General features: G+C 68.0%; 14 protein-coding genes and 1 pseudogene. 8 read left to right on the top strand and 7 right to left on the bottom strand.

What is annotated here, in order from left to right; genetic code table 11:
* Positions 1-29: 29 nt before the first annotated feature.
* The 4 genes and pseudogenes from ACVK00_RS08380 to ACVK00_RS08395 all read right to left on the bottom strand — a co-directional run bounded on the left by ACVK00_RS08380 (position 30) and on the right by ACVK00_RS08395 (position 2,979).
* On the bottom strand, positions 30-383 hold the full coding sequence (locus tag ACVK00_RS08380) for a hypothetical protein (protein ID WP_284895468.1): 354 nt from the start codon (positions 381-383) through the stop codon (positions 30-32).
* Positions 384-716: 333 nt separating this feature from the next.
* Positions 717-806, bottom strand: a pseudogene (locus ACVK00_RS08385) (antibiotic biosynthesis monooxygenase); the annotation flags it as partial.
* Positions 807-943: 137 nt separating this feature from the next.
* Positions 944-2,320, bottom strand: coding sequence for an ATP-binding protein (locus ACVK00_RS08390; RefSeq protein WP_284895467.1), 1,377 nt, complete (start codon positions 2,318-2,320; stop codon positions 944-946).
* Positions 2,317-2,979: a response regulator gene (locus tag ACVK00_RS08395; protein ID WP_006753954.1), complete on the bottom strand. Its 663-nt coding sequence runs from the start codon at positions 2,977-2,979 to the stop codon at positions 2,317-2,319. The genes ACVK00_RS08390 and ACVK00_RS08395 overlap by 4 nt, the downstream gene beginning before the upstream one ends.
* 226 nt (positions 2,980-3,205) lie before the next feature.
* Between ACVK00_RS08395 and ACVK00_RS08400 the strand changes: the two genes are divergently transcribed.
* The 6 genes from ACVK00_RS08400 (at position 3,206) to ACVK00_RS08425 (ending at position 7,572) form a co-directional block, all read left to right on the top strand.
* Entirely contained in the window at positions 3,206-3,559 is a 354-nt protein-coding gene (locus ACVK00_RS08400; protein WP_228908199.1) for a YgiW/YdeI family stress tolerance OB fold protein, read from the top strand.
* Between the two features lie 55 nt (positions 3,560-3,614).
* The gene (locus ACVK00_RS08405; protein ID WP_228908198.1) at positions 3,615-4,475 is read left to right on the top strand and encodes a MurR/RpiR family transcriptional regulator; all 861 of its coding nucleotides are present in this window, start codon (positions 3,615-3,617) and stop codon (positions 4,473-4,475) included.
* Positions 4,476-4,500: 25 nt separating this feature from the next.
* Positions 4,501-4,629 (top strand): hypothetical protein, encoded by a 129-nt coding sequence (locus tag ACVK00_RS08410; protein ID WP_435521271.1) that lies wholly within the window; start codon positions 4,501-4,503, stop codon positions 4,627-4,629.
* Positions 4,630-4,758: 129 nt separating this feature from the next.
* Positions 4,759-5,619 carry an isocitrate lyase/PEP mutase family protein gene (locus tag ACVK00_RS08415; protein WP_284895465.1) on the top strand — a complete coding sequence of 287 codons (861 nt, stop codon included), beginning with the start codon at positions 4,759-4,761 and terminating at the stop codon, positions 5,617-5,619.
* Between the two features lie 333 nt (positions 5,620-5,952).
* Positions 5,953-6,216 carry a YodC family protein gene (locus ACVK00_RS08420; protein ID WP_228908196.1) on the top strand — a complete coding sequence of 88 codons (264 nt, stop codon included), beginning with the start codon at positions 5,953-5,955 and terminating at the stop codon, positions 6,214-6,216.
* A gap of 174 nt (positions 6,217-6,390) precedes the next feature.
* Positions 6,391-7,572, top strand: a complete 1,182-nt coding sequence (locus ACVK00_RS08425; RefSeq protein WP_228908195.1) for a cytochrome P450 — start codon at positions 6,391-6,393, stop codon at positions 7,570-7,572.
* Positions 7,573-7,587: 15 nt separating this feature from the next.
* Here ACVK00_RS08425 and ACVK00_RS08430 read toward each other — a convergent pair whose 3' ends face one another.
* Complete coding sequence (locus ACVK00_RS08430; RefSeq protein ID WP_006751398.1) at positions 7,588-7,914, bottom strand: superinfection immunity protein; 327 nt, start codon at positions 7,912-7,914, stop codon at positions 7,588-7,590.
* Between the two features lie 90 nt (positions 7,915-8,004).
* A complete protein-coding gene (locus tag ACVK00_RS08435; RefSeq protein WP_284895464.1) occupies positions 8,005-8,424 on the bottom strand; it encodes a rhodanese-like domain-containing protein in 420 nt (139 codons plus the stop codon).
* A gap of 111 nt (positions 8,425-8,535) precedes the next feature.
* Between ACVK00_RS08435 and ftrA the strand changes: the two genes are divergently transcribed.
* Together ftrA and ACVK00_RS08445 are read left to right on the top strand one after the other, a co-directional pair.
* A complete protein-coding gene (gene ftrA / locus ACVK00_RS08440) occupies positions 8,536-9,510 on the top strand; it encodes a transcriptional regulator FtrA (RefSeq protein WP_284895462.1) in 975 nt (324 codons plus the stop codon).
* Between the two features lie 167 nt (positions 9,511-9,677).
* Positions 9,678-10,406 (top strand): hypothetical protein, encoded by a 729-nt coding sequence (locus ACVK00_RS08445; RefSeq protein WP_284895461.1) that lies wholly within the window; start codon positions 9,678-9,680, stop codon positions 10,404-10,406.
* A 66-nt stretch (positions 10,407-10,472) separates the two neighbouring features.
* On the opposite strand, the gene ACVK00_RS08450 is transcribed toward ACVK00_RS08445, so the two are convergent.
* Complete coding sequence (locus ACVK00_RS08450; protein ID WP_284895460.1) at positions 10,473-12,812, bottom strand: Orn/Lys/Arg family decarboxylase; 2,340 nt, start codon at positions 12,810-12,812, stop codon at positions 10,473-10,475.

Raw genomic sequence — 12,812 nt, forward strand, 5'->3', positions numbered from 1 at the left:
CGTGACCGCCATGTCGAAACGTTGTGCGATCAACGACTTAGGTCACGCATGCTCAGGATATCCACATCCTTGCCAACAAAAATTGTGGACAAGCCCGCCATCGGTCGCGCCCATCGCGCGGCGAGCGCCGCGATCGCATGCGGCAGGCGTTGTGCGGGCCTGCCTGCACGGTTCGAAGCGGCACGGACAAAGTCTTTCGGATCAAGCGCTTGATTGCGGTATGCGCAGGCTATCCACATGCTTGCCAACAAAATCTGTGGACAAGCGGCGTGGCACGCGCGACAGGCGGCGTTGCGCATCGCGTGACGGTGCGCGAGCGGCGTTTTGCCGGCCGCTGGTGGCCCGTCACCCACCGCGTGCCGCATTCGAAGCGGCGCGGACAAAGCGTTTCGGATCAAGCGCTTGGTCGCGATATGCGCAGGCTATCCACATGCTTGCCAACAAAATCTGTGGGTAAGTGACGGACGCGTCGTGCGTCGCCGGGGCGCCGACGTGGCATCGTGATGCGATGTGCGGCGAACCGGCGCATGTGACGGCCCGTTGCGGGCCGCGTCTGCATCACGCGTGCCAAAGTCCGTCGGATCAAGGGCTTAGCGTTGTGGTGCGCAGGATATCCACAAGCTTGCCAACATTTTCTGTGGAGAACTCCGCGATCGCGATCGGGCCGCATGGCACATCGTGCCACCCGTACGCGGCGCGCCGACTCGTGCGTTCGCTCACGCAGTGCAAATGCCCGCCACGGCGACTTTCTGGAACAAGTGCGTGCTCGCGACGGCGGACGACGGATAGGCCGAGCGCTTCGCGACGCAAGTTCGCCCCGGACGGCGCATTCGCTGCGCACGACCGCCAAATTCTTTCGGATCAATGGCTTGCTGCCGTTAGCGGCAGGTTGTCCACAAGCTTGCCAACACAATCTGTGGACAAGCCGCGCATCCGGCGTGCGTCAGGCCGGCACGGGAAAGCGCACCGTCACGGTCAGCCCGCGCCCGCCTTGCGTCGTGCCGAGCGCGACCGTCGCGCGATGCTGTTCGGCGATCCGCTTGACGATCGACAGCCCGAGTCCGCTGCCCGACGCCGTGGCGGCCTGCGCGCCTTCGCCGCGATAGAAGCGCTCCCAGACTTCCGTGCGCTCGGCTTCCGGGATGCCGGGACCGTCGTCGGCGACTTCGAGTACGGGGGTGGCGCCATCGAGGCGCGCGGACACGTCGACGCGCGCGCCGTCGCCCGCGTAGCGAATCGCGTTGTCGACGAGGTTGTTCAGCAGTACGCGCAACGTATCGATATTGCCGGCGGCCGTCACCGGCGACGACACGATCGCGCCGAGGTCGATCCGGTGCGCATCGGCGACGCGCGTGCGATCGGCGACCACCGAGCGGCACAGCGCGGCGAGATCGACGGGCGTGGAGGCCGATGCGCCCGCCTGCGCATCGGGTTCGAGGCGCGCGAGCGTCAGCAACTGCTCGGCGAGGTGGCCGAGGCGTGTCGTGCCCGCGTGGATCTGCACGAGGATCTGCTCGCGTTCGTCGGCGCTCGCCGCGCGCCGCAGTAATTGCGACTGGATCGACAGCCCCATGATCGGCGTGCGCAGCTCGTGCGCGGCATCGGCGATGAAGTGGCGCTGTAGCGTGAACGAGCGGTCGAGCCGCGCGAGCAGGTCGTTGATCGCTTCGGCGAGCGGCCGGACCTCGTTCGGCATCGACGCGACGTCGACCGGTTCCAGATTGTTCGCATTCCTGCGCTTCAGGCCCGATGCGATCGTGCGCAGCGGCCGCAGCCCCGCGCCGATGCCGAACCACAGCCCGATCGCGAGCACCGGCAGCATCGAGAACACCGGCCACAGCAGGTGCACCGCGATGCCCGCGATCGCTTCCCAGCGCGCATGGCGCGCCTGCGCGAGCCGGATCGTCGTGCCGCCGCGTTCGGTCACATAGGTGCGCCATGGCTGGCCGCCGACGTCGACGCTCGCGACGCCCGTCTGCGCGGGCGGCGGCAGCGCGGACTCGCGATCGGTCGAGTAGACCAGTGTGCCGTTGCGCCAGACCTGCAGCAGCACGGCGTCGGGATCGCTGGCCTCGAAGTCGTGCTTGCCGTCGCCATGGTCGCGGAACGACAACTCGCCGTTCGGGCCGACGACGATCTGCTTCGACATGCTACGCATCTGGTCGTCGAGGAGATCGTCGAGCTCGCGCAGCGCCCCCCAGTAGGTGCCCGCGCTCGCGACCAGCCCGATCACGCATGCGGCGGGCAGCAGCCACATCAACAGGCGCCGCCGCAGCGACGCGCTGCGCCAGCGCTCGATCGCGAGTCGCACGCGCGTCATGCGCCGTCACCGATCCGGTAGCCGACGCCGCGCACCGTGCGGATCATGTCGTGGCCGAGTTTCTTGCGCAGGTTGTGGATGTGCACCTGCACCGCGTTGCTCTCGATTTCCTCGCCCCAGCTGTACAGCCGTTCCTCGAACTGTTCGCGCGAGATCACCGCGCCGGGGTCGCGCATCAGCTCGTGCAGCAGCACGAATTCCTTCGGCGACAGCGTGACTTCGTCGTCGTTGAGCCAGACCAGGTGCTTGACCGGATCGAGCCGCAGCGGGCCGATCGCGAGCGTCGTTTGTGCGCGCCCCGCATGACGGCGGTTGACCGCGCGGATACGGGCGAGCAGTTCCTCGAGCACGAACGGCTTGACGAGGTAGTCGTCGGCGCCGCTGTCGAGGCCGGCGATGCGGTCCGGCACGCCGTCGCGCGCGGTGATGATGATCGCGGGCAGGGTTTCGTCGCGGCGGCGCAGCGACGCGAGCACCGACAGGCCGTCGCGATTCGGCAGCCCGAGGTCGAGCAGCAGGAGGCCATAGGCGGTCGAGCGCAGCGCGAGCGACGCGGCGTCGCCGTCCTTGACCCAGTCGACCGCGAAGCCTTCCTGTTTGAGGCCCTGTTCGAGCCCGCTGCCGATCAGCGGATCGTCCTCGACGAGCAGTACGCGCATGGATTCGTGTTCTGTTGGCGGGCACGGGCGCCCGGGGTTTCCATGATAAGCGCAGCCGTCTTAGGCCGAGCTTAAACGGCGGTGGCGGCCGCGCTTTCGTACGCGTCCTATGCGGCGCCGTGTCGCGTCGGCACGGCCTTCAGGCTCGCTTAATCTTACGGTCCGTAATCTTGGGCCGTCGCGTTCAACGGAGCGCGGCGTCCCATCAAGCAAGAGGATCGCAATCATGAAACACCTGGCCAAAATCCTGGCGGTCGCGCTCGCGGTGCTGCCGGCTGCCGTCTATGCGCAATACACCGGGCCGTCCGCGCTGACGACGACCACCGTGAAGGAACTCCTCGCGAACGGCAAGGACGATCAGCACGTGCAGCTGCAGGGGCGCATCGTCAAGCACGTCGGCGGCGAGGATTACGAGTTCGCCGACACGACGGGCACGATCCGCGTCGAGATCGATCACAAGCTGTGGGCCGCCGGCCAGCCCGTCAGCGACAAGAACGAAGTGAAGGTGACCGGCGAGTTCGAGCGCAAATGGTCGGGCCGTGTGAAGGTCGATGCCGACCACGTCGAAGTGCTGCGCTGACCGGTGTGCGCGGGGCCGGTGATACCATGGACGTCCGGTTCCCGTTCTCACCCAGATGGCTGCCAATTTCGATGAACTCGCGTCCCGTATCCGGGCGCAATTTTCCGAACTGAGCCCGCAATTCCAGGCGGGCGCTGCATTTCTGCTCGATCATCCCGACGAGGTCGCCACCTCGTCGATGCGCAAGGTCGCGCAGCGCGCGCAGGTTCAACCCGCGTCGCTCGTGCGGCTCGCGCAGCAATTCGGTTTCCCCGGCTGGAACGAACTGCGCGACCTGTGCGTCGCGCGCGTGCGCACGCGTCCCGAGCCGCTCACGCAGCGTGCGCGTTCGCTCGTGCGGCCCGACGCGAAGGCGTCGCTCGCGCATGACCTGCTGGCCGCCCAGCAACACAATCTCGCCGCCACCGCCGCGCAGAACGAGCACGCGCTCGCCGACGCGGCGAAGCTGATCCGCAAGGCATCGCACGTGCACGTCGCCGGATTCCGGTCGTGCTATCCGGTCGCGTTCGGTTTCGTGTACGGCTATCGGCTGTTCCGTCCGACCGTGTCGCTGCTCAACGGCGTCGCCGGCTCGCTCGAGATGGAGTTGCGCACGATCGCGAAGCAGAGCGTGACCGTGATCGTCAGTTTCGCGCCGTATTCGGCGGAAGCGACGCGCGTTGCGCAGGCGGCGAAGGCGCAGGGCAGCAAGATCGTCGCGATCACCGACAGCGCGGTGTCGCCGATCGCGCTGCATGCGGACGCGCAATTGATCTTCACGCACGACAGCCCGTCGTTCTTTCCGTCGCTGGTCGCCGCGCATGCGATGGCCGAAGCGCTGGTCGCGCAGTTGCTCGCGCTCGAAGGCAGCGATGCGGTCGCGGCGCTCGAGCGCACCGAGGCGGAACTGCATGCGAAGGGCGCGTATGTCGTGTAGCCGCACGCGCGGCTGTCACGGCGCAATGCTCGACACGTTCGACTTTCAGGCGCGGCCGTTCTGCGAGCAGCGCGGTTATGTCCGCTGCGGCGAACAGCCGGACCGTATAGCCGCGCAGTCGCACATTCTCCTGACGAAGAAGCTCGGTTCCTGAGCGGCGGCATGACCGGCGGCGCACCGCGCACGCGAGGTCCTGGCATCCACATCGACATTTCACCGCGGCGCGAACCGTCGCGGCACAGCGCGCGCCTATGCTGGTATCTCCCGTTCCAAGGAGACAGCGATGTCCGATTCCAACGTGCAGTTCCGCCACGCCGAAGCCTTCCGCGCGCTGCATACGCGCCCCGGCGCCTTCATCATCCCGAACCCGTGGGATGCCGGTTCCGCCCGGCTGCTCGCGATGGCCGGCTTCGACGCGCTCGCTACCACGAGCGCCGGTTTTGCCTATTCGAGAGGGCGGCCCGACAACGCGATCGGCCGTGACGAAATGCTCGGCCACATCGCCGAGATCGTCGCCGCGGGCGGCCTGCCGGTCAGCGCCGATCTCGAGAACGGCTTCGGCGACGCGCCCGACACGGTCGCCGAGACGATCCGCCTGGCGGCCGATGCCGGCGCGGTAGGCGGCTCGATCGAGGATGCGACCGGCCGCGCCGACACGCCGATCTATCCGCACGACGCGGCAGTCGAGCGCATCGCGGCGGCAGTCGACGCGGCGCGCGCGCTACCGTTTCCGTTCACGCTGACCGCGCGCTGCGAGAACTACCTGCACGGCCGGCGTGACCTCGCCGATACGATCGCGCGGCTGATCGCGTACCGCGACGCGGGGGCCGATGTGCTGTACGCGCCGGGCCTGAGCGACGCCGACGACATCGCGGCGGTCACGCGCGCGGTGGGTGCGCCGGTCAATGTGGTGATGGGGTTGCAGGGCGAGTTGCTGAGCCTCGATGCGCTCGCGGCGCTCGGCGTGAAGCGCGTCAGCGTCGGCGGCGCACTGGCGCGTGCCGCGCTCGGCGCGTTCCTTCGCGCCGCGACGGAAATGGCGCGCGACGGCACATTTACGTTCGCGCAGGCGGCGGTGTCGAGCCGCGACCTCGATCGCTGGTTTTCGGCGCCGGATAATTCACATATTCAGTTTCCGCGATGACCGCTGATAAAACGTGGGAACGTTTCCAGCCGAAAATCGATTGACAGTAATCAACCGAAATCGCGACTGATTTAAAGTCGCGATGACGTCGAGAAATACATCGTTTATTCTCCGCATTCCGGCTGGTCGACAGCAGTCGGCGCAAGCCGCGCCAGTTCTGGTGCCAGATGCCTGTCAGGTGTACCGATGCCACGTATTGTTGCGATTTTCCGAGCGATAATTTTTTTGGTTTCGGGAGTTGCCGGTTATTTTTGGGATTGGTAATCTGCGGCCTATCCGAGGGAGCGGCCGGCAGGCCGCTGGAAAATGAATATATAAAAAATCGAGAGAGCGATGACAATCCGAGAAAATCACCGCGGCTTTCGCGTTGGCGATGTCGTGACGCTGAAAACCGGCGGCCCACGCATGACCGTCACCTATGCCGGGCCGGTCGTGTTCGACGATGCCGACTGGCTGATCTGCCAGTGGTTCGACGAGAGCGGCCACTTCCGGCAGGAAATGTTTCACCACGAGACGGTCGTGGCTGAGCCGCGCGCGATTTCCGCCGGGCGCGTCCGTTTGCGGATGCAGGCGCACCGCTACCGGTCGGCGGCCTGACGCTGCAGCCCGTCGCATCCCGCCGTATCCCGCCGCATTCATTACGGCGCGGCGCCGCTTGCCGCCCGTATGTTGCCGTGCAGCAGCGGTCGCACTGCCGGCCCCACCGCGGCAACCTCGACATTTCACGTCATCCGGAAACATGCGGCGGCCCGGCGCGCCGATACTTCACGCATGAACCCGACCGATCCGATTGCCGCGGTGACGCACCGCGATCCCTATCCCTACTATGCGACGCTCGTCGACGGCCCGCCGCTCGCGTTCGACGCCACGCTCGGCCTCTGGGTCGCGAGCCGGGCTGCGAGCGTGACGGCCGTGCTCGGCCATCCGGCGTGCCGCGTCAGGCCACTCGATGCGCCGGTGCCGCCCGCGTTGCGCGGCACGACGGCAGGCGCGCTGTTCGGCGAACTGGTGCGCATGAACGACGGCGCATTGCGGCACGACGTGCCGAAGCAGGCGCTGCGCGCGGCGTGCGCGCCGATCGACGCAGGCGCGTTGCGCGAGCGTGCCGCACAGCTGGCCGGCAGCCGGCTGCGCGCGCCGTATGACGCGGATGCATTGAATGCCTGGTGTCTGTCGGTGCCCGTTTGCGCGGTGGCCGACCTGCTCGGTTTCGACGATGCGCAGCTCGACGACATCGCCGCGCTGGTGGTCGACTTCGTCGCCGCGCTGTCGCCGCTGTCCGACGACGCGGCGCTGGCCCGCGCGAGCGAAGCCGCGCGGCAACTGCTCGACCGGATGACGGAGCGCGTCGCGCGCACCCGTGCGCAGGACGGCTCATGGGTCGCGGCGATTCAGCAGGCGGCCGCTGCCGCCGGCTGGCACGCGAGCGGTGCGCTCGTCGCGAATCTCGTCGGGCTGTTGTCGCAGACGTGCGAGGCCACGGCCGCGTGGCTCGGCAATGTACTGGTTGCGTGGGACGGCACGACGGACGACGTGGCGGGTGGCGAACGCGCAATGCCGGACACCGCCGCGCTCGACGCATTCGTCGCCGAGGTCGGCCGATACGATTCGCCGGTGCAGAACACGCGGCGCTTCGTCGCGTCGCGCACGACGATCGAGGGGGTGACCGTCGATGCCGGTGCAGCCATCCTGGTCGTGCTGGCGGCCGCGAACCGCGACCCGGCCGTGCATCGCGAGCCGCATCGGCTGCTGCCGGGCCGCGCGCCGGGGCCGAACTTCGGGTTCGGCACGGGGCCGCACGGTTGCCCGGGCGAGCGGATCGCGCGGGCGGTGACGGCCGGGGCATTCGGGGCATGGTTGCGCGCGGGCGGTGAGGCGCCGCGCGACGGGCTGGTGTGGGACTACCGGGCGTCGACCAACGTCAGGATGCCGAAGTTCGGCCCGGCGAGGTAAGCGGAATAGCGGGACTTAACGGCAACCTTGCTTCTCGGCCCATTGCTCCTGGGCGGCGACGCGGCGCTGCACGCGTTCGACGAGACCGGTCGAGAAGGTCCGCATGCTGCTGCCGCGGCGCTTCGCGAGGATGGTTTGCGCGACGTCGGTCTGCGGGTTCGGCTGGCAGGCCCAGTACAGCGTCATCAGCCAGCCGATGCCCGTCCACGCGAACAGGGCGTTGAACATCGCGATCATCAGCTTGTCGTGCCGGCCGCGCCGGTCGGCGACGACGGCAGGGAGAAAATAGAGCGCGATCGCTGCGACCGAACCGGCCACCTGAATCAGGACTGCGTGTTGCATGTTGCTGCTCCATCCGAACTGCAATGAGGCTGATTGTCGCGCTTTTTCCGGTTGTGTGCTGGCAATTGATTGTTGCGGTTTTAGTGACGATCAGCGCGCGGCGACGCCCTTCGGTGCCGCATCGTTGCTCAGCGCGAAACCTTCGTCGAGCCAGCCGGTGACGCCGCCGATCATCAGCTTCACGGGGCGGCCGAGGCGCGCGAGCCGGATCGCCGCACGCGCGGCGCCGTTGCAGTGCGGGCCCGCGCAGTACACGACGAACAGCGTGTCGGCCGGATGCTCGGCGAGCTTGCCGGCGACGATCTTGCGGTGCGGCAGGTTGCGTGCGCCCGGCACGTGGCCGGCGGAAAACAGTTCCGGACTCCGGACATCCAGCAGCACGAAATCGGGCGCGCCGGACGCGAGCGCGTCGTGCACGTCCCAGCAATCGGTTTCGAAGCCCAGCGACGCTTCGAAGTGCGCGAGGGCGGCGACGCTGTCGGCGGCGGGTACGTCGGTTACGTATGACATCAAAGGCGCTCCATCAGGACGGCGCGGAATGCGCCGGAATGAAGGGCAGTATCGCGGTTCGCCGGCTTTTCCGGCAGTGGCGCGATCGACAAGTTCCGGTAACATCGCGCCATGCAAAACCATCTCGTCGTCGCGCTCGCCTACGATCGCCTCTGCACCTTCGAATTCGGCTGCGTGGTCGAGCTGTTCGCGCTCGAGCGCCCGGAACTCGGCGTCGACTGGTATCGCTTCGCGGTGTGCGCGAGCGAGCCGGGGCCCGTGCGCGCGGCGGGCGGCATCACGGTCGCCGCGCCGTACCGGCTTGCGACACTCGATCGCGCGGACACCATCGTGATTCCCGGCTGGCGCGATCCGGACGAACGGCCGCCGGAACCGTTGCTGAAGAAGCTGCGTGCCGCGCATCGCCGCGGCGCGCGGCTCTGTTCGATCTGCTCGGGCGTGTTCGTGCTCGCGGCGGCCGGCGTGCTCGACGGGCTGACCGTGACGACGCACTGGCGTTACGCCGAGCGCCTGCAGGCGCGCTATCCGGCGCTGCGCGTGAATCCCGACGCGCTGTACGTCGACGAAGGGCAGATCGTCACGTCGGCCGGCTCGGCCGCGGGGCTCGACATGCTGCTGCATCTCGTGCGTCGCGATCATGGCGGGGCGATCGCGAACCGCGTCGCGCAGCGCCTCGTGCTGCCGCCGCATCGCGATGGCGGCCAGGCGCAGTTCGTGCCGCGCCCGGTCGCCCCGGGCGGCAGCGACCGGCTCGCGAAGCTGATCGACTGGATGCGCGCGCATGCGGCCGAACCGCACACGCTCGCGTCGCTGGCCGCGCAGGCCGCGATGAGCACGCGCACGCTGCAGCGGCAGTTCGCGGAGGCGACGGGAAGGTCGCCGCTCATGTGGCTGATCCGCGAGCGCGTGAATATCGCGAAGGACATGCTCGAAACGCATCCCGCGCTGTCGCTCGCGCAGATTGCCGCGCGCTCGGGGTTCGGTTCCGAGGAGTCGCTGCGCCGGCATTTCCGGCGCGTCGCGGCGACGAGCCCCGCCGCGTACCGGCGCGGGATGGATCGCGGCGTCAGGCCCGCGGACGCGTGAACGTCGCGTCTGCTCCTGCAACGGCGGTGCCCGGCCGTCGGGCACTTCTTGTCGACTTCGAGCGCGCGTAAGATGGCGGTCGCCGTGCGGCGATCCACGCATGCCGCGCATTCCGCGCCGCTGCAGGACGCCGCCATCGCCCCCTCACAACGACAAGGACAATCATCATGGGCCTGCTGGGAAAGCTGTTCGGAAAGAAACCGCGTGACGAAGCGACATCGCCCGCGCCTTCGACGCAAGCGTCGGACGCGCCGGAAGCACCCGACGCCGCCGGGCAGGACGGCCCCGACATCGCACCGGAACTCGCGCCCGCGCTGAAGGCATTCCAGGCCGGCCGGCACGAAGCCGCGATCGCGGCCGCCGCGCCGCATGCGGAGCGGCTCGCCGATGCGGCGCGCCTGTGTGCGCTGTCGTACTCGGCGATGAAGCGTTACCCGGAAGCGTTTCCGTACTGGCTCGCGCTGTTCGACCACGAGCCGAGCGCGCACAATGCGGTGCAGCTCGCGACGACATCCGTGATGTGCGACGAAGTGGAGCGCGGCGAAGCGTGGCTGCAGAAGGCCGCCGAGGTCAATCACGACACGCACGAGCAGTCGGATGTCGGCGCGCGCGTGAACTTCATCTCCGCGCTGATGCAAAGCGGTCACCTGCGCGAGGCGCTGCCGCATCTCGCATGGGTGCGCGACGTGTACGGCCACGTGCGCATCACCGACGCGACCTTCCTCCACCTGCGCGGCATTCCGTTCTTTTCTTCATTCCTCGAGAACAGTCTCGAGATCCTGAAGGCCACGCAGCCGGCCGACGCGATCGCGCCGTGGTACGGCGAACTGAAGGGCAAGCTCGATGAAGACGGCGAAGCGCAGCTTGCCGAGTGGGTCGGGCGGCTGCCGGCATAACCGGCGGGTCATCGAGCGTCGCGATGCCGGCCGCGTGTTGCCGGCGCGGCGTCGCGACGCACACGCTCAGCGCGTGTTGGTCTTGCGATCGACTTGCCGGATGCATGCGATCCGGTACACGCCGTCCTCGACTTCGACGCCGTGCGTATCGTGCGTGAAGCCGGGGAAGCGCAGGTCGAATTGCTCGAGCGCCTTCAGGTAGCCGAGCAGCGGCCCGTCGGCCGGCCCCGCGTTCTCGCCGGGCATCAGCAGCGGAATGCCGGGCGGATAGGGCACGACGCCCGTCGCGACGGTGCGGCCCGCCATCGCCGACAGCTCCAGCATCTCGATGTCGTTGTGCACGAGATGCTCGAACGCCTCGGCCGGGCTGAAGTCGGGCTGCGGCAGCGTCGAGAAGCCGCGCGACATCATCTCGGTCGTCTTCAGGTCGCTCATTGCGCTGAACATCAGGTCGCACAGCTCGCGCAGGCCGAGCTTGCCGTAGCGGTCCGGATAACGCGCGACGAGTTCCGGCAGCGCCTGTTCGAGCGGCGCGTTCGCGTCGTAGTCGCGCTTGAAGTCGAGCAGCGTGTTGACGAGCGTGCCCCACTTGCCCTTCGTCACGCCGAGCGAGAACAGAAACAGGATCGTGAAGTCGGTCGTCTTCTCGACGACGATCCCGTGCCGGTCCAGATACGCGGTGACGACCGACGCCGGAATGCCGACCGGCATCAGGCCGCCGTGCGGCGCGACGCCCGGCGTGACGATCGATACCTTGATCGGGTCGAGCATGCAGTAGTCGTCCTCGATCTCGCCGAAGCCGTGCCACGTGTCGCCCGGATGCAGCACCCAGCATGACGGATCGGTGGCGAGCAGCGTTTCGTCCGCTTCATGGAAGCGCACGCGCCGGCCCGTCTTGCGGTCGACCACGGTGTCCGGCTGCCAGCCGTTGAAGAACCAGTCGTTGTTCTCCTCGCATTCCGCGTGCAGCCGCGCGAGCATCCGTCGAAACGACACGGCCTCGCGGATCGCGTCGGTCGTCAGCGCCTCGCCGCCGGGGCCGTCCATCATCGCGGCGCTCACGTCGTTCGACGCGATGATCGCGTAGTTCGGTGACGTCGACGCGTGCATCATGTACGCCTCGTTGAAGCGCGCATGCTCGATCGGGTTGCGGCCATTGCGGACATGGATGAACGATGCCTGCGACAGCGCGGCGAGCAGCTTGTGCGTCGACTGCGTCGCGAACACGGTCGGCTTGCTCGCGTCGTGCTGCGACGGATCGCCGTGCATCGCGTGACGGTCGCGGTAGATCGGGTTGAAGCGCGCATAGCCGTACCAGGCTTCGTCGAAATGCAGCCGGTCGACGCTCTGGCCGAGCAGTTCCTCGACGCGCGCGACGTTGTAGCAGAGGCCGTCGTAGGTCGAGTTCGTGATCAGCGCATGCACGGGCGTCGGATCGATGCCGTCGCGACCGCGCGCGAGCGGATTCGCGTCGACCGCGAGCCGCACGGCGGCGGCCGTGAGCCGTTCCGGCATGATCGGCCCGATGATCCCGTAATGGTTGCGCGACGGGATCAGGTAGGTCGGAATCGCGCCCGACATCGTCATCGCATGTTCGGCCGACTTGTGGCAGTTGCGGTCGCACAGCGCGACCTGGTTGCGCGTGACGCTCGCCATCAGGATCACGCGGTTCGACATCGACGAGCCGTTCGTCACGTGATACGTGCGGTGCGCGCCGAACACGCGCGCCGCGTAGCGTTCGCTTTCGCCGATCGGGCCCGAGTGGTCGAGCAGCGAGCCGAGCTCGCCGACCGAGATCGACAGGTCCGAGCGGAACAGCGCTTCGCCGAAGAATTCGAAGTACGCGCGGCCGACCGGCGATTTCAGGAACGCGGTGCCGCCCGTGTGGCCCGGCGTGTGCCACGAGTATTCGTACACGCGCGAGAACTGCGCGAGTGCGCGGAACATCGGCGGCAGCACGGTCTCGCGATAGCGTTCGATCGCGGCGACGATCCGCCCGCCGATGAACGCGGTGGTGTCCTCCAGCATCCAGATGAAGTCGTCGGCCTTGCGCATCGCGTCGACGGGAATCGCGGCCGCGCTCGCGCGGCTCGCGAGCAGGAACACCGGCACCGTCGCATTGCGTGCGCGCATCGCGTCGAGCACGGCCTGCGCGGGCGCGTGATCGGGATCGTTACCGAGCTCCCAATTGAGCAGCAGGCACTGGATCGCGGGATCGGCGTCCACCACCGCGCGCGCGTCCTCGGCGGACGTCGCGATCACGACGTCGACGAGCCGGGCGCGCAATTCTTCGGCGAGGGCGGTGGCGGCGCGGCCGGTGGCCGTGCGTTCGTCGATGTCGTGCTGCACGAGCAGCGCCTTCATGCCGAGGCGGCGAAACGCCGGTTGGGTCAAGGTAGCGGTCAT

This window comes from Burkholderia sp. PvR073, from assembly GCF_054055695.1.